A 23,096-nucleotide genomic window follows, 5' to 3' on the forward strand; every position below is an offset into this window, starting at 1 on the left:
GTACAAGGTCAGACCGGCACATATTGATAATGAGCTGCTATGGTCAGAAAGTCGTTCAGTTGGGGATCCACACCGGTTTCTTCCTGCAGGATTGCCGCCACGGCAGCAGCAAGTTGTTCAGCCAGCTTTGCGTCCAGGAACAGCAAGCGAGTGCGCCTGGCCAATACGTCTTCCACGGTACGGGCATATTCGTAACGCGCAGCAAACCGCACCATGGCTACACTCAAGCCCGGCGCCAACTCGGTCTCGGCACCCGGCAGGCTTTGAACGACAGAGGCTTCGGCCCCATACGACAATAAGCCTGGAGCCTGAGTCATGGACTTGCGGCCGGCGCTTGCACCGACCAAAGGCAGATCAGCTGTGCGTGAAGGTGGCAGATGTTGCAGCAAGGCGCTGTCCATGCATTTTTGCAGGGTATCTTCAGCCATGGCACGGTAAGTGGTCCATTTACCGCCCGTGACCGTGACGAGCCCGCTGGGGCTGACCAGCACGGTGTGCTCACGACTGATTTTCTTGGTGTTATTGCCTTCGTTGTCGGGCGGACGCACCAGGGGACGCAAGCCTACCCATATGCTTTTGACATCGGCACGTGTAGGCGCCCGCTTCAGATAGCGGCCTGCCTCACCCAGAATAAAATTGACTTCCTCGACAAAGGCATCTGGTTCGCGCGATAAATCATGGCGTGGTGTATCGGTGGTACCCAATATGACTTTGCCCAGCCATGGCACAGCAAACAGCACCCGCCCATCTTGGGTTTTGGGGACCAGCAAAGCGTGGTCGCCAGGGAAAAAATCACTGTCGACAACCAAATGCACCCCCTGGCTGGGTGCTACCATGGGTTGCACCGGACGCTCGCCGGCATCGCCATCTTTCTGGCGGATATGATCGACCCAGACGCCAGTAGCATTCACTACGCAGCGCGCATTGACAGTATAGGCCTGGCCGGACTCATTATCGGTGCACCTCAGGCCCACGACCTTGCCCTGCTCGTGGATCAGTTCGGTAACAGGACAATAATTGATGATCAGCGCCCCTTGCGCAGCCGCAGTACGCGCCAGCGCCAAGGCCAGCCGTGCGTCATCGAACTGACCATCCCAATACTTGACGCCCCCCTTCAAGCCCTGTTGCTTGACGCCAGGCATGCATTGAAGTGTTTGGCGGGAACTCAGAAACTCGGTTGAGCCCAGGCCCGCCTTGCCAGCCAGGGCATCATAGGCCTTGAGCCCTACACCGTAAAACGGTACCTCCCAACATTTATAACCTGGCACCACAAAAGGCAGCGGCCTGGCCAGATGAGGCGCGTTATGCAGCAAAGTGGCACGCTCATGCAGGGCTTCACGCACCAGGGCAATATTGCCCTGGGCGAGATACCGAACCCCCCCGTGCACCAGCTTGGTCGCCCGTGACGAAGTACCCTTGGCGAAGTCATGCGATTCGAGCAAGACCACAGACAAACCGCGCTGGGCGGCGTCCAGCGCAACGCCCAGACCGGTTGCACCGCCGCCGATGATGGCCAGATCGACCTGGCCCAGTCCGGCCAGCGCCTGCAACAACTGCGGGCGCCCGGACTCTTGGGGAGAAGCTTGTGTAGTCATGAAAAAAGGCTTGATTTTACCGTACCTTGCCCTCTTTCCATGCACTCAACAAGGCCTCGTAGGCAACGGTTTCACCTTTGGGGCTCTCGTTGTCCAGCTTTTTCCAGGGGGCTTGCGTGTCGCTGAGCCATTTGGATGGATCGCTTTTCTTGTTGAGTTTGGGCGCGCAATGGCTCATGCCGGCGCGTTCCAGCCTGGCCATGATGGCATCCATTTCCTCGGCCAGGTTATCCATGGCTTGCTGAGGCGTTTTCTCGGCGGTAATGGCGGTTGCCACGTTTTTCCACCACAGCTGTGCAAGCTTGGGATAATCGGGCACGTTGGTACCGGTTGGGGTCCAGGCCACACGCGCAGGGCTACGGTAAAACTCGATCAGACCGCCATATTTGTCTGCGTTCTTGGTGAAATATTCGCTATGAATATCGCTATCGCGAATAAAGGTCAGCCCCACTATCGATTTTTTGAGCGATGTGGTTTTGGACGTCACGAACTGCGCATACAACCAGGCAGCCGCCACTTTCTTGGGATCATGATCTTTGAAGAAGCTCCATGAGCCCACATCCTGATAGCCATTTTGCATGCCGTCTTTCCAGTACGGGCCATGCGGAGCCGGCGCCATGCGCCATTTAGGCGTACCGTCCTCGTTCACGACAGGCAAGCCCTTCTTGGTCATGTCCGCCGTGAAGGCGGTGTACCAGAATATCTGCTGAGCAATATGGCCCTGGGCCGGCACCGGGCCCGATTCGCTGAATGTCATGCCTTGCGCTTCCTTGGGCGCATATTTTTTCATCCAGTCTATGTATTTGGTCAATGCGTAGACGGCCGCGGGCGAGTTGGTGGCGCCACCGCGCGATACCGAGGCACCCACCGGCGTGCATTTGTCGTCGGCAACGCGTATACCCCATTCATCTACCGGCATGCCATTGGGGGTACCCTTGTCGGCAGTACCAGCCATGGATAGCCATGCGTCGGTAAACCGCCATCCCAGTGATGGATCTTTCTTCCCATAATCCATGTGCCCGTATATAGGCTTGCCATCTATGGTCTTGACATCATTGGTGAAGAAATTGGCGATGTCTTCGTAGGCCGTCCAATTGACCGGCACCCCAAGTTCATAGCCATACTTGGCCTTGAACTTGTCTTTCAGGTCTTGCCGGTTGAACAGGTCGGCACGGAACCAGTACAAGTTGGCAAACTGCTGGTCGGGCAGTTGATACAACTTGCCATCAGGAGCCGTGGTGAACGATGTACCAATAAAATCCTTGATATCCAGGCCGGGATTGGTCCACTGCTTGCCGTCCCCATTCATGTAGTCGGTCAGCGACAGCATATTGCCGTAACGGTAATGCGTACCGATGAGGTCCGAGTCGGACACCCAGCCATCGTAGATGGACCGGCCAGACTGCATGGATGTTTGCAGCTTCTCGACCACGTCACCTTCCTGGATCAGGTCATGGTGGACGGTGATGCCGGTGATTTCTGCAAACGCCTTGGCTAGCGTCTTGGCCTCGTATTCATGGGTGGTAATTGTTTCGGACACCACCGATATTTCGTTGACGCCCTGCTCTTTCAGTTTGTTGGCGGCCTCGATGAACCACTTCATTTCGGCCATCTGCTGGTCTTTGCTCAGCGTAGAGGGTTGGAACTCGGTATCTACCCATTTCTCGGCCTCGGCCTCTCCGGCAAAAGCCTGGCCTGATAGCAGGCATGCGATGGCTAACCCCAATGCGGTACGACGAAATAACATTGCTGTCTCCTAGGTAACTCGGTCCCCATTTTTTTATTCCGCCACGCGCTCCGGGGGATGATCGGCTTGCGCGGCAATACCCTTTCAGCCCTTGCGCAAGATAAACGCAAGCACCAACATCGACACTACAAAACTGATCCACACACTAGGCGCCTGCTCCAGGCTGAACCAGCCTGCCATGGTTTCGGCCAAGCCCAAAAAGCCCAGGTTGATATATGCGGCAATCAACAAACCTATGAACAAGCGGTCGCCCCGGGTAGTTGCCATGGGCAGCAGACCTTTGCGCAGCGTAGTGGGACTCTTGAGTTCCCAAACGGTCATACCCACCAGCATAAGGGCGATGCATATGAAAAATATGGCAGTTGGCAAGGTCCACATCATCCAGCCAAACATAACAGTCTCCTTGAACAGCCTTGGCGTGACCTAGACTCGGCCCATCGCAAAGCCTTTAGCAATGTAATGGCGAACGAACCAGATGACGATCGCGCCCGGAATGATGGTTAGCGTGCCCGCCGCCGCCAGCGTCGCCCAATCCATGCCTGAGGCGGAAACCGTGCGGGTCATGGTCGCCACAATAGGTTTGGCGTTCACGCTGGTCAGGGTGCGTGCAAGCAATAGCTCGACCCAACTGAACATAAAGCAGAAAAAGGCCGCCACACCCACACCCGACTTGATAAGTGGCAGAAATATCGTCAGGAAGAAACGGGGGAAGCTGTAGCCATCAATATATGCAGTTTCATCGACCTCGCGAGGTATACCGCTCATGAAGCCTTCCAGTATCCAGACTGCCAGAGGTACGTTGAACACCAGGTGCGCCAAGGCAACGGCCCAGTATGTATCCATCAGGCCAAGTGTGGAATAAAGCTGAAAGAAAGGAAGCAGGAATACTGCCGGCGGTGTCATGCGGTTAGTGAGCAGCCAGAAGAAAACGTGCTTGTCTCCCAAGAAGCGATAGCGCGAAAACGCGTAGGCGGCAGGCAAAGCGACCGACAATGAAATGACCGTATTCAGTGCCACATAGATCAGGCTGTTGATATAGCCGCTATACCATGACGGGTCGGTGAAGATAGTGATGTAGTTGTCCAGCGTAAAGTGCTGCGGCAGCAAAGAGAAGTTGGACAAAATACCGGAGTTGGTCTTGAAGCTCATGTTGACCATCCAGTAAATGGGCAACATCGCAAACAGCAGATACAGAAGCAGGAAAATCGTGCGCTTTCTGAAGGGCTTCTTGTTACTCATGACCAGCCTCTTTGCTTTGCGTGCCTACCCTAAGCATCCAGTTGTACAAAATGAAGCAGAACATAAGGATGATCAGGAAATAGATCAGTGAAAAAGCCGCTGCAGGCCCAAGATCGAACTGACCAACAGCCTTCTGGGTAAGGTACTGACTCAGAAAGGTAGTGGCATCGCCGGGGCCACCACCTGTCAGGACAAAAGGTTCGGTGTAAATCATGAAGCTGTCCATGAAACGCAAGAGCACTGCAATCATGAGTACACCGCGCATCTTGGGCAGCTGTATGTAGCGAAATACCGCAAACTTGCTGGCACCATCAATGCTGGCGGCCTGGTAATAAGCCTCGGGGATGGAACGTAGACCAGCATAGGCAAGCAGGGCCACCAACGGCGTCCAGTGCCATACGTCCATCAGCAATACGGTCAGCCAGGCTTGAGTGGGATTACTGGCATAACTGTAATCTATGCCCAATATGGTCAGCATGCGCCCCATCAGCCCTATGTCAGTGCGCCCGAAAATCTGCCAGATCGTTCCCACCACATTCCAGGGGATCAGCAAGGATAAAGCCACCAGTACCAACACCGCCGAGGCCTTCCACCCGGAGGCTGGCATGGACAATGCCAGCAAAATACCCAGCGGGATCTCTATGGCCAGCACCGACAAAGAAAAAATCAATTGGCGTAATAAAGCCGCATGGAGCTCCTCGTCGCGCATGACCATGCTGAACCACTCTGTACCCACAAATACTGAACGGGTGGGTGAAAACACATCTTGTACAGAGTAGTTGACCACCGTCATCAGAGGAATGACCGCGGAGAAAGCAACACACAGACATACCGGCAGGATCAGCCACCAGGCTTTCTGATTGACGGGTTTCGTGTCTTGACTCATGCGATGAGCTCCTCGTTCCTGTATAGGCAGGACTGCGGCACCAGCACAGCCAGTCCGACAACCGATCCAACCTCGGGCTGGGTGTGCTCTACACCCAAGCGGGCCCGTATCAACCGTGAGCCGACCTGGGCGGTCAGCAGTTGATGCGTACCTACGTCCTGCACATTTTCGACGATGGCGCTTACAACGCCAGGTTCGCCCAAGGGCGCCAGACGCGTGTACTCAGGCCTGACTCCTAACGTGAGTTCACCCTGCTCCACCGGCATGCCGGAAGGGATGATCACGCTCTGTCCGGCCAATGTGACGCCCTCATTATCAACGCTCATCGGCAGAAAGTTCATGCCTGGTGAGCCTATGAAGTGTCCTACGAAGGTATGGGCCGGACGCTCAAACAATGCTTGCGGTGTACCTATTTGCACCACTCGGCCGCGCGACATTACCATGATCTGCTCGGCAAAGGTCAGGGCCTCAACCTGGTCGTGTGTAACGTAGATAAGCGTCAGTTTCAGCTCTTGATGAATCTGCTTGAGTTTACGCCGCAATTGCCATTTAAGATGCGGGTCGATGACTGTAAGAGGCTCGTCGAACAGCACCGCCGACACATCATCCCGCACCAAGCCACGCCCCAGCGAAATCTTTTGTTTGGCGTCGGCCGACAAACCTGCTGCGCGCAGATCAAGCTGATGGCTCATCTCGAGCATTTCAGCAATTTGACCCACCCGCGCCTTGATCCGCGCTTCAGGCATCTTGCGATTGCGCAGGGGAAACCCCAAATTCTGGCCTACCGTCATGGTGTCGTATACCACGGGAAACTGAAATACCTGAGCGATATTACGAGTCTGCGGAGACGCTTGTGTCTGGTCAACACCATCGAAGTGGACAGTACCCTGAGACGGTGTCAACAAACCCGAAATAATGTTGAGCATCGTCGTTTTGCCACATCCCGAAGGGCCCAGCAAGGCATAAGCTCCGCCATCCTCAAATGACATCTTCAAGGGTAGCAAGGCGTAATCTTCATCGTTTTTCGGATGAGCAAGATAAGAGTGCGACAGGTCGAGATCGATACGCGCCATATCAAGCTCCCTTCGCCAATCTGGGCGCCATCACCAGATCGCCATCATGATTGAACAGGAACGCAGCGGCTGGCGAAAAATATAAGGTCAGGGCATCGCCGATATTGAAATGATGAACACCAGGTGCCTGGGCCACGACTTCGCCTATATCGCTGCTGACGTGTACATAAGTGTCTGAACCTGAAATCTCGGCCAGCAGCACCTTACCGCGCAGAACATGGTCGCCCTCTTGGGCTTGCAATCGCAAGGAGCTGGCACGCAGGCCCACCGTCACTGTTTGCTGTGCAGCCACCGCTCCGGTCGGCCAGGTCAAGGACAACAGCGCGGCATCAGGCAGTTGAACGCCGCCTGGGGCTGGCGTGGCCGTCACAAAATTCATGGGTGGATCGCTATAAGCCCGGGCGACGCTCAGCGATTTGGGCAAATGAAAGACCTCGGTGGCGGGACCGTACTGCAGCAGACGCCCCTGATCCAGGACTGCCGTATAGCCTCCCAACAACAAGGCTTCAGCCGGTTCCGTTGTGGCATAGATGACCGTCGAATCACTGCTGCGAAACACTTGCCCCAGCTCTTCGCGCAGTTCTTCGCGCAGCTTGTAATCAAGGTTGACCAAGGGTTCATCAAGCAGCATCAAAGGTGCATTCTTTGCCAGCGCCCGCGCCAGTGCAACCCGCTGTTGCTGTCCGCCGGAGAGCTCAGCAGGCAGACGGTTGAGAAACATATCGATGTGCAGTTTTACAGCGAGCGCGTGGACGTTTTCGTCGACATTCTTTTCGCCACGCAGCTTCAAAGGAGAGGCTATATTCTGCCGCACAGTCAGGGACGGGTAATTAATGAACTGCTGGTACACCATGGCGACATTGCGCTTGCGCACTGGCTGACCCGTTACATCGCGGCCATCGACCATAACCTTGCCAGTGGTGGGCGCATCCAGCCCGGCCATGACACGCATCAGACTGGTTTTGCCGGACCTGGTTGCCCCCAGCAGGACCGTGACCGCACCTGGCTGCGGACTAAGGCTCATTTCATATAGCCACGTCTCGCTACCCACCTTCTTGCTGATGCCGTCTAGTGTCAACTGCATGAACTTGTCTCACATTTATTGTTCTATTCTGCTCATTATTGTTCGTTTTCTATCATATTTCCCTTGATGAAAACCCTAGCTTCTGTTCTTTTGGTTTCGTTGTACAGTTATTTCGTCGCCATGACGAACAAGAAGAATGAATCCGAACCTCCGCCAGCTCAAATTGCTGCAACATGTACACGAGCACAGCAGCAGCACCGTAGACAAGCTTGCCCTCCATTTGGGCGTCACGGTTCAAACCGTCAGGCGAGACCTGAAACGCTTGTCTGAAGCTGGGCTGCTTACCCGTTTTCATGGAGGCGTGCGCTTACCCAACTCCACCATAGAAAACATTGGGTATCGTCAACGCGAAAGCCTGCATGCTGAAGGCAAGCGCCGCATTGCCCAGGCTGTTGCCCGCGCAGTGCCCAACGACTGTTCACTGCTGATCAACATAGGCACTACCACAGAAGCCATCGCCAAAGCGCTGCTTCACCACACCGGACTGCGAGTCATCACCAACAACATCAATGTTGCGTCCATACTCAGCCGCAATCAGAATTGCGAAGTCATCGTAACGGGCGGTGTCGTGCGGCCTCGCGACTACGGCATTGTGGGTGAGGCTACAGTCGACTTCATCCGGCAATTCAAGGTAGACATCGCACTAATCGGCATTTCAGGCATTGAAGCAGACGGATCATTACGAGATTATGACTACCGCGAAGTGAAAGTTTCTCAAGCCATTATTTCGCACGCGCGTGAAGTATGGCTGGCCACCGATGCCAGCAAGTTCAATCGCCCTGCCATGGTGAAAGTAGCCGAGCTCGTGCAGATAGACCGCCTGTTTACTGACGCGCCTCCACCCGAGCCCTTCCCTGATCTGCTGGCCCACGCCCAGGTGCAATGCGATATCGCTGCGGCCTAGCCATCTTGTAGGCCAGCGGCGTTACCCGTACACTCCAGATCAGCCATATATCCAGAGCCATCATGATTTATCTACTTGCACTCGACCAAGGCACTTCCAGCACGCGCAGTATTGTTTTCGATCAACAAGGAAATATCGTGGCGCTGGCGCAAAAGGAAATCACGCAAATCTATCCCGAGCCAGGCTGGGTCGAGCACGACCCCATGGAAATCTGGCAAACCCAGTTGAGTACAGCTCGGGAAGCCATTGCCAAGGCCGGCCTGGAAGCCAGCGACATACATGCTATCGGTATTACCAACCAGCGTGAAACCACCGTCGTATGGAATAAGAAAACCGGCGTTCCTCTATATAACGCCATTGTCTGGCAAGATCGGCGCGCCGAGCCTACCTGCGTCGTGCTGCGCGAACAAGGCCTGGACCAGGTCATTCTCAACAAAACCGGCTTGCGCGTAGACGCCTATTTTTCAGGCACCAAGCTCAAATGGATACTGGACCACGTACCCGACGCACGCAGCCAGGCCGCCAAAGGCGAGCTGGCCTTTGGCACAGTAGACAGCTGGCTGATGTGGCAACTGACCCAAGGTGGCAAACACGTCAGCGACGTCAGCAATGCCTCTCGCACCATGCTGTTCAATGTGCACAACAATGAATGGGATCCCGAGCTGCTGCAAATGCTGGATATCCCGCCCGCCCTCATGCCTAAGGTGCAGCCCTCGGGTTCCGAATTTGGTACCGTTGCAGCCGAACTGCTTGGCCACGCTATTCCCATATGCGGGGTAGCGGGTGATCAGCAAAGCGCTTTGTTCGGGCAGGCATGCTTTACCGAAGGCATGGCCAAAAATACATACGGCACAGGTTGCTTCATGCTGATGCACACGGGTTCGACCTTCCAGACCTCACAGAATGGCTTGGTGACCACCAGTGCTGCGCAAACCGGCCAGCAAGCCCTGTATGCCATAGAAGGCAGCGTGTTCGTGGCGGGTGCTGTAGTGCAATGGATGCGCGATGGTCTGCACGCTTTCGAGAAAAGCCGGGAAATCGAAACCCTGGCGCAAAGCGTGCCCGATTCGGGCGGGGTCATGTTGGTACCGGCATTCACCGGCCTGGGTGCTCCCTATTGGAAACCCGACGCCCGCGGCACAATCACAGGGCTGACACGCGGTACCACCATGGCGCATATCGCACGGGCAGCCCTCGAAAGCATTGCCTATCAGAGCACTGCGTTACTGCAGGCCATGAGCCGCGACTCCGTCGCCGCGGGTTCAGCGCCCTTGGCCGAACTACGTGTTGACGGTGGCGCCTGCGTCAATGATTTGCTGATGCAGTTCCAGGCTGATTTGCTTGGTATCCCAGTGCTCCGGCCCACCATGATAGAGACCACTGCACTGGGTGCCGCCTACCTTGCTGGCCTGACTAGCGGCGTTTATCGCGACACCGAAGAATTATCAGCGCTCTGGAAAGTGGAACGTCGTTTTACGCCTCAAATGCCCAAAGCCGAGGCTCAGGCCTTGATGGACAGTTGGGAACACGCTATTCGCCAGACCTGCGCCGACTAAGCCTTCCCTGACCAGCACTTTTGGGCCGATCTTAGCTTGCCGTTAACGCCACGCCCCCGTTCAGGCGAGCCATGACCGCATTACGGACAGCTGGCGGTCCGTCTTGTAATAAGGCCGGCCAGTCGGCCTGCGCACGCCTGACCACCTGTTGCGCCAAAGTCAGGTAGCGGCCAGGACGCAAGATTTGCGCCGTCTTCAGCAGTGCCTCCAGATCATCCCAGCCAAACTGGGATACCGTTCTGTCTATGGCCCGATTGATGCCATAGTCGGTGCCAGCCACACTGCCAAAGAATGCAGTCACGCATACCGGATCATAAACAGGCGCCAACTGAGGCGTGATGCCATCCGGATAGACAAGGGCCCAGTTCTTTAAATGTGCGTCTGTATTTCCCATCAGGATAAACGCCACTAGCCGCTCGACAAATGATCGAAGGTCTTGCACTGGTCTGCCGGACAATCGATCAAGCACGCGCAGCATCGCAGCGTAGTCGGCGATCATGTCCTTGCCATATTTATGACGAGGTTCGTACTGCAAGGCCTGCGCAAACTCTTCCATATGAATGCGCTGCCCGGCAGGGCCACGATCAAAACGGGCTACAGCCAGGATATGGTCAAAAGGCAAGTCAGCTGGCAAATCAGCATCGCTGCGCGAGATTATCGATGCCGCTGCGCAATCCAGACCCAGGGCCGCACAAAGCTGGTAACAAGTGTATTCGTTTTCCACCAGATCGAGATGACGTGTAGTGGGCAGCTTCAATATGAACGACCCTGCCTGACCACGGCGCTTGACGATATAACGACGCCCTTCCTGAACCGCCGAAAACTTGGTCACTGCACCGGGCAATGAGGCAGCATCTTCTACGGGCATTTCAACAAAGCCAGGTTCCAGCACATCCAGTCCCAAAGCAGTATGCCAGTGTCTGACCGCATCAGGCACGCCAAGATCGGCGGAGACTGGCTCAACCTCAAGCGCCCCCATCAAATCATGCCCGGCTGCTGCCAGCAGTTCGAACTCGTCGTCCGCCGTGCAACCGCGCTCGCGTGCCAATCGTTCCCGGTTATGCCCTTCGGGGAGCAGGTTCTGAAAAAATACAGGAAGGTGTCCATCGTTGCGCACCAGCCTGGCATCACGCATGGAGGTCAGAATATCGCGGGTGGACGCCTCGTTGGCCCCCTGATAGCTTAGGGATAGAACCGGACGCGCCGCATCATTGATATATTCAGCATCAAAAGAAACGCGCAAAATATCACCATACTGCGATAAATAGCCAATAGGCCGCCGTTCACGAGTCGGCAAATGCAAGTACATGCGCAAATACTTGATCGAGGTATTCATGATTTGCTCTTTTTGCCAGAGCCGTTGGCCTCTGATGAAAGCAACTCAACAACAGATGCCGGTGCGTCTGCCCCAGCGGGCTGGCCCAGAATTCGGCCGCCAGACTGAATAAAACCATGAACCTCCTGGCGCAAGGATTGCGGCACCAGCATCAGATCCATACCCATGGCTCGCGCCATTTCAAGCACTGTGGATATGCGAGGGTCAAGCACGCCGCTCTCCATTCGTTGCACGGTCATGCGGTTCAAACCTGCCCGCTCGGCCAGCTCACCCTGCGTCAACCCTGACGCTTTCCGTATGGTTTCAAGCTCTGTTGCCAGGTTATTGATCATTTAAATACTCTTTTTATACTAAAAGATGATTAATAGTAGCTTAATTTTAAATTAAACACAATATATAAGCTATTAATTAGTAGCTTATATGTATAAAAGCAACTAAATAGTATCTTTGAAGAAAGACGCATAATTATTCACCTACAATAGACGAATTCCATACCGGGTCTCCCGTCTCATCATGCCTATAGCCCAACCTCCCGCACCAAGTGTCGTCTCGTGGATGGAACATGACGATCCACGGGAGGCTCTATGGCTTTCCGATACGCAAGGGCCAGTACCCTCGCGTCTTGTTATCGCGAACGATACCCTGAGCGCCGACGCAGCCTACAGGCTGATCAGCCAAGGAACATCGCTGCTATGGCGCGGCGATTTTCAAAATGCCCGACAACTGCTGCAAGCGCTTGCACGTCGAATAGACAACACGCCCGCTTCCAAAAGAAAACGCAAGATCAAAGCTGAACCGACAACACCGCACGATCTCTTCAATCGCCATCGACAACAGCAGTCCCAGCGCACAGCCTTACTGAACCGCCTATTGATAGAGCTGGACGCCCAGGCCTGTATACACCTGAAACGTGCCCCTCTTGCACAAGAAGCCTGCCACGCCGCCCTGGGTGATGTCGACGCCGCATTCCTGCTGCCTCTACGCGCTCTGCAAGGCCTTATCGGCGCCCATGAGTGGCGCAAGAAGGGGGTTGCCATCCCCGGTCTGCCCGGCAACATCCATGTGCACTACGGTGTCTTTTCACCCAATCGTGGCGAATACATAGACCTGGTGGCACAAGCGCCCTTGCCCGCTACAGATCTCGCCTTTGACATTGGAACGGGCAGCGGTGTGCTGGCTGCAGTGCTGGCACAGCGCGGTGTACGCAAAGTCATGGCAACAGACCTGAATCCCAAAGCACTGGCCTGTGCTCGCGAAAACATCGATCGTCTGGGCTTTGGGAATGTCATCGAGCTGCTGCAAACCGACTTATTCCCCACCGGCAAAAGCTCATTGATTATCTGCAATCCGCCGTGGTTGCCCGCCCGACCCACCACGGCCATTGAACATGCCATCTACGACCCCGACAACCAGATGCTGCTTGGCTACTTGCAGGGCTTGCCCGCGCATTTACGCGCAGACGGCGAAGGCTGGCTGATCATGTCAGACCTGGCCGAGCACCTCGGTTTGCGCAGCCACGACTTTCTACCCAAGGCCATTGCCAACGCAGGTCTGCGCGTCATTGAACAACATACTGTCAAGCCCCGGCACCGCAAGGCTACAGACCCCACAGACCTACTGCACCAGGCGCGACAGGCTGAAGTCACATCGCTATGGCGTCTCGCGCTAACCAAACAGCACACTTGATACATACAAACTCATTACACTATGAGTGTCTGAATCATTGCGCCCTTTTTCAGGGTGCCGGAGTCCCAATAAACACATGCTGCAAAAAATTATTCTGACAATCGCCATTTTCATTATTATTCTGGTGGCGCTGACTTTTGGGGAAACCATCGCCCACGATGCTTTCGTGTGGATATCCCACCTGACCGGCCTGGCCATCGAAAACTTCTCTGATATCTACTATGCCGTACGCGACTACGTGCACACTCATGCCGGCAAAGTCCTTATCGCCCTGGCTCTAACGGTACCCATCAGCCTGTGGGTCATCAAAAGTAAACGCGATGAGCTCGAAAAACCCAACAATCACCGAAAAATCGCCATTGTGCTGGCGTTGTTCCTGGGCTGGCTTGGAGCGCATCGCTTTTATCTCGGCCAGATAGGCTGGGGAATTTTTTATCTGATTGTCTTCTACCTCTTTACCCCGCTGGCGATCATACTGGGCCTGATCGACGCCGTGCGCTATATGTTCATGAGTGACGAAGACTTCGCACAAGCGCGCATCTGAAACGCCCATGCCGTTCGCACTGCTGTCTTACACCGGGCATGAGCCGCAACATGCCCGTTTTGACGAATCGCTGATTGCCTTGGCGGCACAGCAAGGCCCCTGCGCCAGCATCTGGGAAGCCGAACAGGGCCTGGTAGTGCCCCGCACCTATCGACGCTACGTCGACTTTGAGCACGCCTGCCAGCAATCGGAACAAGCCGGCTGGCCTGTGACAGTACGCCACTCGGGAGGGGGTATCGTGCCTCAGGGGCCCGGCATCATCAATCTGAGCCTGGCTTACTCAGTACACGGCAAGCCGCTCGATCACTCCGATGCCGCTTACCAGTTGATTTGCAACATCATCAGCACCGCATTGCAAGCATTTGGCATAGCCTCGCACCCGCAGGCGGTGGAAGGGTCATTTTGTGATGGCCGCTATAACCTGGCGGTGGGTGAAGGTACCCAGGCACGTAAAATTGCCGGCACGGCACAAATGTGGCGCAGACACCCAACAGCAGCATCGGGCTCAAATCACCAGATCGTTCTGGTCCACGCCTTGATACTTGCACAAGCCAACATGAGGGAGCTCTGCACGCTAGCCAATCACTTTGAGCAAATGCTGGGCAGCAACAAATGCTACGACAGTGAACGGGTAGCCTCTTTGCACGCTATTTCAGATTATCGGGAATCCGGGACGAAGCCATGGATATCCGCTCTGCGCCATGCTTTGGAACAACAAGTAAAACAGCTGCCATAAAGGCCGGTATCTCTGGTGCATGTCGCACGCACCAAGCACATTACATTATAATTTGCTTAACATTATTGATTTTAAGCAGCCATGGAAAGCAAGACAGCCCGCCTGACGGTGCTTATCGACCCCAACAAGAAAAAAGCATTCGAGCGTCTTTGTGCCAGCCAGGACATCACCCCGTCGCAGGTTGTGCGGCAATTGATACGTGATTACCTGGCCGAGCATGGTGTTAGCTATAGCAAGGCCGGCGCTACAATCAACCCAAAGATCAAGGGTAAGTCAGCGTAAAAGGCCGATGGGGCCCGCGCCCGCGCACTACAAACCAGCCAGAGCCTCAGCCAGACTGGAGCTAAAGTTGTCACTGCCCAGCTTGCTGATCAAGCCCATTTTTTGCAGCTTTGCCCGCACCCGGTCGTTGGCTTCCACCAAAATGACGCGTATACCCCTGCCCTGCAGCGTCATGATGGCTTCTTCCAGTGCCTCGAGCCCTGTAGCATCTACAAATGGGACATGCCCTAGTCGAATCAGCAGCACCTTGGGATCAGCATGAGCCTTGCTTAATGCCTTGTGGAAGGCATCGGCGGCGGCAAAGAAAAAAGGCCCTTCAACAACATAGACCAGTACTCCTTGCGGCACATCGACGATACCATCCTGGGCGAGCTCTTTTTGCAAAGAGTGGGTATCTTGCTGATGCACGACCACACTTCCAGCCATTCTGCGCATGAAATGCAGCATAGCCAGCACAACACCGATATTGACCGCCACCACCAGGTCGGCAAAAACGGTCAGGAAAAAGGTGACCAGCAAAATGACGACATCAGCGCGAGGAGTTCGCTGAACCATTCTTGCGACATGACGCAAGTTGCTCATATTCCAGGCTACCACGAACAAAATGGCCGCCAGGGTAGCCAGCGGGATGTTGCTTGCCAGCGGCGCCAGGAACAATAAAACCAGAATCAGCAAGATAGCATGCACGACACCTGCTATCGGGCTGTTACCCCCATTGCGGATATTGGTTGCCGTGCGGGCAATGGCGCCGGTGGCAGCAATGCCCCCGAACAAAGGCGCCAGCACATTGGCCAAACCCTGCCCAACCAACTCCTGATTGGAGTTATGACGGGTTCCCGTCATATTGTCCGCCACCACGGCCGACAGCAAAGACTCAATGGCGCCCAGCATGGCAATGGCAAACGCAGGGCCAATCAGTTCCACCAGCCGGCTCAATGTAATAGCGGGCCACTCGAAAGACGGTAGGCCCCGGGGTATTTCACCAAACGTACTGCCTATGGTGGCAACGCTTTCAAAGTGGAACACTGCCTGGACTATTGTTATCAAAACCAAGGCACACAGAGGGCCAGGAACACGTGACATGCGCGGAATGCGCGAAGTAAATACGACCAGCAGCAGCGATGCGATGCCTAAAAGTGTGGTCGTCCAGTCCAACTGCGGCAATACTTGCAGCAGTTGCCAGAGCTTTTCGTGAAAATGCACACCCTGGACTTCGGGCAACCCGAAGAAGTCTTTCCATTGACTTACCCAGATGATGACACCGATCCCTGCGGTAAACCCCAGGATGACAGGCGCGGGAATGAATTTGATGACCGCCCCCATGCGGGCCAGGCCGAACAACAGCAGAATGACGCCCGCCATCAGGGTGGCAATTTGCAGGCCATCGACCCCATGCTGGGCCACGACACCCGACAAAATTACAATAAATGCGCCTGTAGGCCCCGCGATCTGTATGCGGCTTCCGCCGAACAACGAGACAGCAATGCCAGCAACGATAGCGGTGTACAAACCTTGTTCAGGTTTGACGCCCGAAGCAATCGCAAAGGCCATGGCCAGGGGCAAGGCAACGATGCCCACGACAATGCCGGCAATGATATTGGCCAACCAGTGTTGACGCCCCAACAAGCCTGCACGCTTGGCCTCAAGAACTGCAAACATGCTTATGGACTTCCTTCGAGAGTAGCAAGAACCCTGCCGCACAATCACGCTGCAGAGCATATGTTATATGCATACTATTATAATAGTATGTGAATAAGATATCATTTCAAAAAATAAAACAGAGCCAATAACAAACATAAAAAAAGGGCCGCCATCTTTGGCGACCCTTTTATGGCTCAAGCGCCTCGGCGCTCGATAATGCAGCCTTACTCGGCGCCGACTGTTACGCCGTAACCAACCCCAGCCGCGTAGCTTTTAGGACGAAACACGCCCAGCACAACCTGCCAGAAGATGGCCAGGGCGCCAATGATGAACACGACGTCACCAAATGTGCGGACCCAGCGCAGGGTTTCCAGCAGAGGTTGCTGCATGAACGCTTCGCTGCGGGCATACCACATGCCTTCCGACACACTGGCGTAGAACTGAATGAGGCCGATAGGCAGCAGACTGGTTGCAATCATCAGCACCAGACCTGCATTCAAACCCCAGAAGCCAGTACGCATGAGTTTTTCGTTGAAGCTGAAACCAGGCACGATGTAGCGCAACACCAGCAAGGTAAAGCCTATGGCCAGGAAGCCATACACACCAAACAGGGCAGCATGTGCGTGCACGGGAGTGGTGTTCAGACCCTGAATGTAGTACAGCGAAATGGGCGGATTGACCATGAAGCCGAACACACCGGCACCCAGCATATTCCAGAAGGCCACGGCCACAAAGCACATCAGGGGCCAGCGCACGGCTTCCATCCAGGGAGCGCGCTCTTTAAGGCGCCAGTTTTCCCATGCCTCGTAACCCAGCACAATCAGGGGCACTACTTCAAGCGCACTGAAACTTGCACCTATGGCCATGACTGGCGTGGTTGTACCGGAGAAATACATGTGGTGCAAGGTACCCGGCACACCGCCAAGCATGAACAGTGATGCAGATGCCAGGCTGGCAACGGTTGCGCCGCGTTTCGACACCAGACCCATGCTTGAGAAGATGAAAGCCAGCGCCGTAGTAGCGAATACCTCGAAGAAACCTTCTACCCACAGGTGTACCACCCACCAGCGCCAGTACTCCATGATGGTGATGTGCGTACGCTCACCGTAGAACAGGCCGGTACCGTAGAACAAACCGATAGCAATGGTGGAGGCCGCCAGCAAAGCCAGCAGGTTTTTGTCACCCTCTTTCTTGAAGGCTGGCAACATGCCACGCAGCATCAGGAGCAGCCAGAAAGCCAGGCCCGCGAACTTTACAAGCTGCCAGATACGGCCCAGCTCGAGGTATTCGTAGCCTTGGTGACCAAGCCAGAAGTTCAGGTGCTCGGGCATGATGTGTTTGATGGCCAGGAAGTTGCCGATGTATGAACCGACCACCAATACCACCAGCGCCCAGAACAGGATATCGACCCCCAGTTTCTGATACTTGGGGTCCTTGCCGCCGTTGATCATGGGCGCCAGGAACAAGCCGGCTGCCAGGAAGCCAGTGGCAATCCAGAACAAGGCCGTCTGCAAGTGCCAGGTGCGGGTCAATGAATAGGGGAACCATTGCGACACATCAATGCCGTAGAAGGACTGCCCTTCAATCGTATAGTGGGCGGTAAAGCCTCCCAGCAACACCTGGAAGACAAACAAGGCCACCACGAGAAACAAATACTTGCCCAGTGCACGCTGCGAAGGTGTCAGTGGGCCAATACTCAGAGGGTCTTTCTTGGGTGCGACCGGTTCTGGCTCTTCGCGATGCGTAAAGGCCCAACCCCAGACAAGGAAGGCAATACCGGCAATCAGGAAGATCACGCTGGCAATCGACCACAGCACGTTGGCTGTCGACGGCTTGTTGTCGATCAGCGGCTCATGCGGCCAGTTGTTGGTGTAGGTGACCTGGCTGTTGGGCCGCTCGGTGGAAGCCGCCCATGCCGTCCAGAAATAGAAGTTGGTAAGATCCTGGCGGCGCTCAAGGCTTGGCAAGGTATCTTCCTTCATGGCGAAGTTATCGCGCGTTTGACGGAACTCCGGATCAGAGCCATACAGCTTGACGTAGTAGTCGGCCGTTTGCGTCACGGCTTGCGCGCGACGGTCGGTGATCGTCACGATGCCGGTTTCAGGATCGAGCGTGTTGGTGCGATACTCGTTCTTGAGCTGGTTCTTCAGAATGACCTGCCTGTCGGGATGAAGCTGGTCAAACGGAACACCAGCTTCTTCCTGGGCGGCCAAATCCAGCCAGGCCAGCAGTTCGCGATGCAACCAGTCTGCCGACCAGTCTGGTGCCTGGTAAGAGCCATGCCCCCAAACCGATCCGACCTGCATGCCGCCCGTGCTTTGCCAGGCAGTTTGGCCATCGAGAATTTCTTCCTTGGTCATCAACACCTTGTTGGAGGTCGTGATCACCTGCTCCGGGATAGGCGGTACTTGTCGATAAACCTCGACACCGCTCCAACCAAGAACCGCAAAGGTAAGGGCCAGAACGGCCAACAATACCCACCATAACTTCTTATACTCGCGCATATTCAGCTCCTTTTGCTGCATTCGAGCCATTTAGGAACAGCACTTCGTTTTCCAATTCGATGTGCTGCGATAAATCGTCAATAAAATTTCCCAGACCACTGTAAAGGGCACGCCAAGTGGCGCATGCGGCGTCCGGGACAGCCAGGCCATCGGTAAGGCGCCAGACATCGTCTATGGCTTTGTCCTGCTCTTGGTGCTCCAGGCGCATGATTGCCACAGGACCGCGAGCCATTGCCGCCATCCCCTTCACCAGCATGGGAAACAGCACCTGCTCTTCTTTCAGCATGTGGCTTTCCAGGGCCTGCTGAAGACCATCAAGCGTGTCTGCCAAGCCTGCCGGGCAAGCCGCGCTGGCTTGATGCACGTGCTCGACCTTGCGCGACAGACGGATCAGTTCGGGCAATTGTTCACGATGTCGCTCGTGGAAGCGCTTTACGATATAGGCAACCAGATCTTCGACGGGAGCGTTGCGCCAATCGGCAAGCTGCGTCGATGCTGGCTCGGAGGCATTCATCTACTTATCCTTTTACACGTTGATCATGCGATTCATAAAGCAATAGTCATGCCAGCTTTATGATGCTGTTTATAAAGGAAAAATAAATATAGGGTATAATTAACCATACTTATAAATGGTTATTTATACCCTAATAGGGTTTTTATTACCCCATGGACCAATTGATACTTGCCGACTTGATCACCGATCTTCCCGATGCCGTCAGACTGCAGAGGGCCGTACATACCTTGCGTGAGTATTTCGAGTGCGATGCCGTCGGCCTGCTCACCCTGGATGATGACAGCCTGCGCCTGGTAGCCGCTTCCGGCTTGGCTCACGAAGCCTTGGGGCGGCGTTTTGTGGTTGCTCAGCACCCCCGTTTTGCCACCATTCTGTCGCGACGCGAACCAACCTGGTTCGAGCCGGGTAGCATGCTGGCGGATCCTTACGACGGCCTGCTTGACGACAAGAAAGGGGTGCCTCTACCGGTGCATGATTGCCTGGGAATGAGCTTATACACCGAAGGCCGGCCTTGGGGAATCGTCACGCTGGACGCACTGGCAATCGGTGCATTCGACGATGCCGCCTTAGCTGAGCTGCAGCGTTACTCCCTCCTGCTTGAAGCGGCCATCCGGGTCACCGCACTCGAAAAGGAAAATCGCAGCCTGAAGCTATTGGGCAGTAGCGTCGATGACGCCTTGCAAATTGTCGATGAAAGCGAAATTCTCGGTGCAAGCGATGCCATTACGCAGTTGCTGCACGAGCTTGATGTGGTCGCCGACTCCGATCTCCCCGTCTTGCTGACAGGAGAAACCGGAGTAGGCAAAGATCTGTTTGCCCGCCGCTTGCATCGCCGATCCCGGCGCAGCCAGCAGCCGATGGTTCACGTCAATTGCGCTGCCCTGCCTGAGTCACTGGCCGAAAGCGAGCTGTTTGGACACGTGAGAGGTGCATTTTCAGGCGCCACCAGCGACCGCGCGGGCCGCTTCGAGGCTGCGCAAGGCGGAACCCTATTCCTGGATGAAGTCGGCGAGTTGCCACTGTCGGTGCAGGCCAAGCTGTTGCGTGCCCTGCAAAACGGAGAAATCCAGCGACTGGGCACCGACCAGATCATCAAGACCGACGTCCGCATCATCGCGGCCACCAATCGACAACTCAAGGAAAATACCTCAGCGGGGAATTTCCGTGCCGACCTATATCACCGGCTATCCGTCTATCCGGTCCATATACCACCCTTGCGCGAGCGTGGGCGCGACGCACTGATACTGGCCGGACACTTTCTTGAGCTTAGCCGAGCACGTCTGGGCGTGCGTGGCCTGCGCCTGTCCTATGCGGCCGAAAGAGCGTTATTGCACTACAGTTGGCCTGGCAATGTACGCGAGCTCGAGCACGTAATCAGTCGCGCCTCCCTGAAAACCCTCAGTCGCGGCGCATCTCGCGATCAGATCCTTACGCTGGAGCCAGACGTTCTGGACGTGGACACGGATCCTACTTCGCACGAAACCGCACAAGATGATGGCGCCCCCAACAGCAACACAAATGCCGACCTCGACGACCTGCTCACTTTGCACCATCACCCGCATACACCCAGACTCACTTCCAGCCTTGATTCGGGCGTCGCGACAGACACAATTACGTCTCATATTCGGCCGAGCACCGAACACAAGATCATTCCGTTGCGTGTCACCATGGAAAACAGTCAGCGGCACGCCATACAGCAAGCGTTGGCTCAGGCCAGCAACAACTGGGCACAAGCTGCACGGCTACTGGAGCTCGATAGCAGCAATCTACACAAGCTCGCCAGGAAGCTGGGGCTGAAATAGGCATTTACAGGCCGGCCAGACCTAGCCGGCGAACCCACCATCAGCCAGGAACAGGAGCTCTTCAGCCGTACTCTGACGACCCAGAACGGCATTACGATGCGGAAAGCGCCCAAAACGGGCAATGATGTCGCAGTGCTCGACGGCGAAGCTCAAGCCTTCGGGGCTGAACTCACGATAGAGCTCAACGCCGTAACGCTGATCATCGATGTCTTCCGAGTGAATGAAAGGCACACAGAAAAAAAGCGAGAGCTGAGGGGTAACCTGTTCGATATGGCCCGTGTCAATAGCCTTGCGAGCATACTGGCGAGCCTGGGTATCGGTGACGAACATGGCCGGTGTACCGCGAAAGGCATTGCGCGGAAACTGATCAAGCAACAACACCAGCGCCAGGCTACCCACTGCCTGCTCCATCCAGCTATCGAGCTCGCCACGAGCCGCCGTCTGATGCAGGCTTAAAAACTGCTGTTTGAACCTTGCGTCAAAATCAGGGTTCTTGGCAAACCAGGCACGTGATCCGGCCTCGAGCCAGAAGTCAACCAACGCTTGTGCCCGCTGGAGTTGTGCCATAACCATGCCTTCCTATCGACCCATGGCTTTTGCACTGACCCCGCCTGCCATGCCCATGTTGCCTTTGGGAAAATCAAGCAAGCGTACCCGGACTTCGCTTTCGGGAATACCCGTGACTTCAAAACCCGTCTTGCTGAGCGCGGCAATCAGCGCATTTCTTTGCTCTTCGGTACGGCCTTCGATAAAGTCCACCACAAACATCAGGCCTGGCGTATTAAACTGGCCCGCATTCAAATAATGCCCATCGGGCAGCTCATTCAGCAGCACTCGTACGCTGGCCAGCGGCGCCCCTATGCTTTGCACCACAGCATCGCTACTGCGCTCCAGCAATTGTTTTTTCTTTTCGGTGGAAAGGCCTGTGGTGGCGGAAATCGTAACGTACGGCATGGAGTCCTCGCGTGGATAAACAATTGAAGGTCAATTATCGCTGTACGATGGCCGGCTGCACAAGCACTGAGTGTAATATTTGAAAGTGAGCCCACTCTTTCAAGGATGCCTTATGACATCACCTCAGGTTCAAACCTTCTTCGATGAGCAAACCTCGACTTTTTCGTATGTGGTTTATCACCCGGAAGACGGCGTCTGTGCGGTGATCGACTCCGTCCTTGATTATGACCCCAAATCGGGTCGAGTCAGCACAAGCTCGGCAGACAAAATCGTAGGCTTCATCAGGAAAAAGAACTTGCAGGTGCAATGGCTGCTGGAAACGCACGCACATGCGGACCATCTTTCTGCCGCGGGCCACATCCAGCAACAACTGGGCGGAAAAACCGGTATTGGCGAGCATATTATCCAGGTACAGCACACCTTTTCCGACCTCTTCAATCTCAAAGCCGCACTGCAGCCTTACGGCTCGCAGTTCGACCAGCTGTTTCGCGACGGCGACCAGTTCCAGATCGGCCGCCTCTCGGCAAGCGTCATACACGTTCCAGGGCATACCCCTGCCGACATCGCCTACCATATTGACGGGGTAGGTGTGTTCATAGGTGACACATTATTCATGCCCGACGTCGGCACGGCACGCTGTGACTTTCCAGGCGGCGATGCCGGTCAACTGTATCGTTCCATCCAGATACTGCTGGGCCTGGGCGACAACACCCTGCTATACCTATGTCACGACTACCCTCCCGACAGCCGCTCTCCCACGCAAGTCTGTACCGTAGGTGATCAGCGGGCCGGCAATATCCATATTCGTGACGGGATCAGTGCAAGCGAATTCACAGACATGCGCAATACCCGCGACAAAACCCTGGAAATGCCGGCCCTGATACTTCCGGCCATACAGATCAATATCCGCGCAGGCCAGTTCCCACCGCCTGAAGATAACGGAGTGCATTACCTGAAAATTCCACTCAATCAATTCTAAACAGCGCCATCAAACCCGCACACAGGGAACATTT

At 55.2% G+C, this 23,096-nt stretch carries 22 protein-coding genes; 8 read left to right on the top strand and 14 right to left on the bottom strand.

Translation table 11 applies throughout. The features are described from left to right. Positions 1-8: 8 nt before the first annotated feature. From ERD84_RS12565 to ERD84_RS12595, 7 genes are all read right to left on the bottom strand, one after another. Positions 9-1,595: a glycerol-3-phosphate dehydrogenase/oxidase gene (locus tag ERD84_RS12565; RefSeq protein WP_130039933.1), complete on the bottom strand. Its 1,587-nt coding sequence runs from the start codon at positions 1,593-1,595 to the stop codon at positions 9-11. A gap of 16 nt (positions 1,596-1,611) precedes the next feature. Next, positions 1,612-3,342 (bottom strand): ABC transporter substrate-binding protein, encoded by a 1,731-nt coding sequence (locus ERD84_RS12570; protein WP_130039934.1) that lies wholly within the window; start codon positions 3,340-3,342, stop codon positions 1,612-1,614. Between the two features lie 84 nt (positions 3,343-3,426). Next, positions 3,427-3,735: a DUF2160 domain-containing protein gene (locus ERD84_RS12575; protein WP_130039935.1), complete on the bottom strand. Its 309-nt coding sequence runs from the start codon at positions 3,733-3,735 to the stop codon at positions 3,427-3,429. Between the two features lie 30 nt (positions 3,736-3,765). Next, positions 3,766-4,581, bottom strand: a complete 816-nt coding sequence (locus tag ERD84_RS12580; protein WP_130039936.1) for a carbohydrate ABC transporter permease — start codon at positions 4,579-4,581, stop codon at positions 3,766-3,768. Continuing rightward, on the bottom strand, positions 4,574-5,467 hold the full coding sequence (locus ERD84_RS12585) for a carbohydrate ABC transporter permease (protein ID WP_130039937.1): 894 nt from the start codon (positions 5,465-5,467) through the stop codon (positions 4,574-4,576). The genes ERD84_RS12580 and ERD84_RS12585 overlap by 8 nt, the downstream gene beginning before the upstream one ends. Further along, positions 5,464-6,540 (bottom strand): ABC transporter ATP-binding protein, encoded by a 1,077-nt coding sequence (locus ERD84_RS12590; protein ID WP_130039938.1) that lies wholly within the window; start codon positions 6,538-6,540, stop codon positions 5,464-5,466. Before ERD84_RS12590 ends, ERD84_RS12585 begins: the two co-directional genes overlap by 4 nt. Before the next feature lies 1 nt (position 6,541). After that, complete coding sequence (locus ERD84_RS12595) at positions 6,542-7,624, bottom strand: ABC transporter ATP-binding protein (protein ID WP_130039939.1); 1,083 nt, start codon at positions 7,622-7,624, stop codon at positions 6,542-6,544. Between the two features lie 136 nt (positions 7,625-7,760). Here ERD84_RS12595 and ERD84_RS12600 point away from each other — a divergent pair, with 136 nt between their 5' ends. After that, a complete protein-coding gene (locus ERD84_RS12600; RefSeq protein ID WP_130039940.1) occupies positions 7,761-8,528 on the top strand; it encodes a DeoR/GlpR family DNA-binding transcription regulator in 768 nt (255 codons plus the stop codon). Between the two features lie 62 nt (positions 8,529-8,590). Beyond that, the gene (gene glpK / locus ERD84_RS12605) at positions 8,591-10,084 is read left to right on the top strand and encodes a glycerol kinase GlpK (protein WP_130039941.1); all 1,494 of its coding nucleotides are present in this window, start codon (positions 8,591-8,593) and stop codon (positions 10,082-10,084) included. A 31-nt stretch (positions 10,085-10,115) separates the two neighbouring features. Here glpK and ERD84_RS12610 read toward each other — a convergent pair whose 3' ends face one another. Next, a complete protein-coding gene (locus tag ERD84_RS12610) occupies positions 10,116-11,420 on the bottom strand; it encodes a type II toxin-antitoxin system HipA family toxin (protein WP_130039942.1) in 1,305 nt (434 codons plus the stop codon). Continuing rightward, positions 11,417-11,752 (bottom strand): helix-turn-helix domain-containing protein, encoded by a 336-nt coding sequence (locus ERD84_RS12615; RefSeq protein ID WP_130039943.1) that lies wholly within the window; start codon positions 11,750-11,752, stop codon positions 11,417-11,419. Before ERD84_RS12615 ends, ERD84_RS12610 begins: the two co-directional genes overlap by 4 nt. Before the next feature lie 181 nt (positions 11,753-11,933). Between ERD84_RS12615 and ERD84_RS12620 the strand changes: the two genes are divergently transcribed. From ERD84_RS12620 to ERD84_RS12635, 4 genes are all read left to right on the top strand, one after another. Continuing rightward, on the top strand, positions 11,934-13,106 hold the full coding sequence (locus tag ERD84_RS12620) for a methyltransferase (RefSeq protein ID WP_130039944.1): 1,173 nt from the start codon (positions 11,934-11,936) through the stop codon (positions 13,104-13,106). A gap of 76 nt (positions 13,107-13,182) precedes the next feature. Next, a complete protein-coding gene (locus ERD84_RS12625; protein WP_130039945.1) occupies positions 13,183-13,650 on the top strand; it encodes a TM2 domain-containing protein in 468 nt (155 codons plus the stop codon). Between the two features lie 7 nt (positions 13,651-13,657). Then, positions 13,658-14,386 (top strand): lipoyl protein ligase domain-containing protein, encoded by a 729-nt coding sequence (locus ERD84_RS12630; RefSeq protein WP_130039946.1) that lies wholly within the window; start codon positions 13,658-13,660, stop codon positions 14,384-14,386. A gap of 81 nt (positions 14,387-14,467) precedes the next feature. Next, positions 14,468-14,668: a ribbon-helix-helix protein, CopG family gene (locus tag ERD84_RS12635; protein ID WP_130039947.1), complete on the top strand. Its 201-nt coding sequence runs from the start codon at positions 14,468-14,470 to the stop codon at positions 14,666-14,668. Positions 14,669-14,695: 27 nt separating this feature from the next. Here the strand turns inward: ERD84_RS12635 and ERD84_RS12640 are convergent, their stop codons facing one another. The 3 genes from ERD84_RS12640 to ERD84_RS12650 all read right to left on the bottom strand — a co-directional run bounded on the left by ERD84_RS12640 (position 14,696) and on the right by ERD84_RS12650 (position 19,327). Then, positions 14,696-16,327 (bottom strand): SulP family inorganic anion transporter, encoded by a 1,632-nt coding sequence (locus ERD84_RS12640; protein WP_130039948.1) that lies wholly within the window; start codon positions 16,325-16,327, stop codon positions 14,696-14,698. A gap of 206 nt (positions 16,328-16,533) precedes the next feature. After that, positions 16,534-18,813, bottom strand: a complete 2,280-nt coding sequence (locus ERD84_RS12645; protein ID WP_130039949.1) for a nitric-oxide reductase large subunit — start codon at positions 18,811-18,813, stop codon at positions 16,534-16,536. Continuing rightward, complete coding sequence (locus ERD84_RS12650; RefSeq protein ID WP_130039950.1) at positions 18,800-19,327, bottom strand: hemerythrin domain-containing protein; 528 nt, start codon at positions 19,325-19,327, stop codon at positions 18,800-18,802. Before ERD84_RS12650 ends, ERD84_RS12645 begins: the two co-directional genes overlap by 14 nt. 152 nt (positions 19,328-19,479) lie before the next feature. Between ERD84_RS12650 and norR the strand changes: the two genes are divergently transcribed. Continuing rightward, positions 19,480-21,129 (top strand): nitric oxide reductase transcriptional regulator NorR, encoded by a 1,650-nt coding sequence (gene norR, locus ERD84_RS12655; protein WP_130039951.1) that lies wholly within the window; start codon positions 19,480-19,482, stop codon positions 21,127-21,129. A gap of 21 nt (positions 21,130-21,150) precedes the next feature. Here norR and ERD84_RS12660 read toward each other — a convergent pair whose 3' ends face one another. Continuing rightward, positions 21,151-21,696 carry a DUF924 family protein gene (locus tag ERD84_RS12660; RefSeq protein WP_306669570.1) on the bottom strand — a complete coding sequence of 182 codons (546 nt, stop codon included), beginning with the start codon at positions 21,694-21,696 and terminating at the stop codon, positions 21,151-21,153. Between the two features lie 12 nt (positions 21,697-21,708). Beyond that, complete coding sequence (locus ERD84_RS12665; RefSeq protein WP_130039953.1) at positions 21,709-22,083, bottom strand: tautomerase family protein; 375 nt, start codon at positions 22,081-22,083, stop codon at positions 21,709-21,711. A gap of 112 nt (positions 22,084-22,195) precedes the next feature. Between ERD84_RS12665 and ERD84_RS12670 the strand changes: the two genes are divergently transcribed. Beyond that, positions 22,196-23,062 (top strand): MBL fold metallo-hydrolase, encoded by an 867-nt coding sequence (locus ERD84_RS12670; protein WP_130039954.1) that lies wholly within the window; start codon positions 22,196-22,198, stop codon positions 23,060-23,062. Positions 23,063-23,096 lie beyond the last annotated feature (34 nt).

The organism is Pollutimonas harenae (assembly GCF_004153685.1).
GTDB classification, from domain to species: Bacteria; Pseudomonadota; Gammaproteobacteria; order Burkholderiales; family Burkholderiaceae_B; genus Pusillimonas_C; species Pusillimonas_C harenae.

Excerpts from the sequence above, each read along its gene's own strand:
- ERD84_RS12650 (WP_130039950.1), bottom strand. The coding sequence starts at position 19,327 with ATGAATGCCTCCGAGCCAGCATCGACGCAGCTTGCCGATTGGCGCAAC.
- ERD84_RS12565 (WP_130039933.1), bottom strand. The coding sequence starts at position 1,595 with ATGACTACACAAGCTTCTCCCCAAGAGTCCGGGCGCCCGCAGTTGTTG.
- ERD84_RS12625 (WP_130039945.1), top strand. The coding sequence starts at position 13,183 with ATGCTGCAAAAAATTATTCTGACAATCGCCATTTTCATTATTATTCTG.
- ERD84_RS12600 (WP_130039940.1), top strand. The coding sequence starts at position 7,761 with ATGAATCCGAACCTCCGCCAGCTCAAATTGCTGCAACATGTACACGAG.
- glpK (WP_130039941.1), top strand. The coding sequence starts at position 8,591 with ATGATTTATCTACTTGCACTCGACCAAGGCACTTCCAGCACGCGCAGT.
- ERD84_RS12590 (WP_130039938.1), bottom strand. The coding sequence starts at position 6,540 with ATGGCGCGTATCGATCTCGACCTGTCGCACTCTTATCTTGCTCATCCG.
- ERD84_RS12640 (WP_130039948.1), bottom strand. The coding sequence starts at position 16,327 with ATGTTTGCAGTTCTTGAGGCCAAGCGTGCAGGCTTGTTGGGGCGTCAA.
- ERD84_RS12570 (WP_130039934.1), bottom strand. The coding sequence starts at position 3,342 with ATGTTATTTCGTCGTACCGCATTGGGGTTAGCCATCGCATGCCTGCTA.
- ERD84_RS12635 (WP_130039947.1), top strand. The coding sequence starts at position 14,468 with ATGGAAAGCAAGACAGCCCGCCTGACGGTGCTTATCGACCCCAACAAG.
- ERD84_RS12585 (WP_130039937.1), bottom strand. The coding sequence starts at position 5,467 with ATGAGTCAAGACACGAAACCCGTCAATCAGAAAGCCTGGTGGCTGATC.
- ERD84_RS12615 (WP_130039943.1), bottom strand. The coding sequence starts at position 11,752 with ATGATCAATAACCTGGCAACAGAGCTTGAAACCATACGGAAAGCGTCA.
- ERD84_RS12620 (WP_130039944.1), top strand. The coding sequence starts at position 11,934 with ATGCCTATAGCCCAACCTCCCGCACCAAGTGTCGTCTCGTGGATGGAA.
- ERD84_RS12630 (WP_130039946.1), top strand. The coding sequence starts at position 13,658 with ATGCCGTTCGCACTGCTGTCTTACACCGGGCATGAGCCGCAACATGCC.
- ERD84_RS12580 (WP_130039936.1), bottom strand. The coding sequence starts at position 4,581 with ATGAGTAACAAGAAGCCCTTCAGAAAGCGCACGATTTTCCTGCTTCTG.
- ERD84_RS12645 (WP_130039949.1), bottom strand. The coding sequence starts at position 18,813 with ATGCGCGAGTATAAGAAGTTATGGTGGGTATTGTTGGCCGTTCTGGCC.
- norR (WP_130039951.1), top strand. The coding sequence starts at position 19,480 with ATGGACCAATTGATACTTGCCGACTTGATCACCGATCTTCCCGATGCC.
- ERD84_RS12670 (WP_130039954.1), top strand. The coding sequence starts at position 22,196 with ATGACATCACCTCAGGTTCAAACCTTCTTCGATGAGCAAACCTCGACT.
- ERD84_RS12665 (WP_130039953.1), bottom strand. The coding sequence starts at position 22,083 with ATGCCGTACGTTACGATTTCCGCCACCACAGGCCTTTCCACCGAAAAG.
- ERD84_RS12595 (WP_130039939.1), bottom strand. The coding sequence starts at position 7,624 with ATGCAGTTGACACTAGACGGCATCAGCAAGAAGGTGGGTAGCGAGACG.
- ERD84_RS12575 (WP_130039935.1), bottom strand. The coding sequence starts at position 3,735 with ATGTTTGGCTGGATGATGTGGACCTTGCCAACTGCCATATTTTTCATA.
- ERD84_RS12660 (WP_306669570.1), bottom strand. The coding sequence starts at position 21,696 with ATGGCACAACTCCAGCGGGCACAAGCGTTGGTTGACTTCTGGCTCGAG.
- ERD84_RS12610 (WP_130039942.1), bottom strand. The coding sequence starts at position 11,420 with ATGAATACCTCGATCAAGTATTTGCGCATGTACTTGCATTTGCCGACT.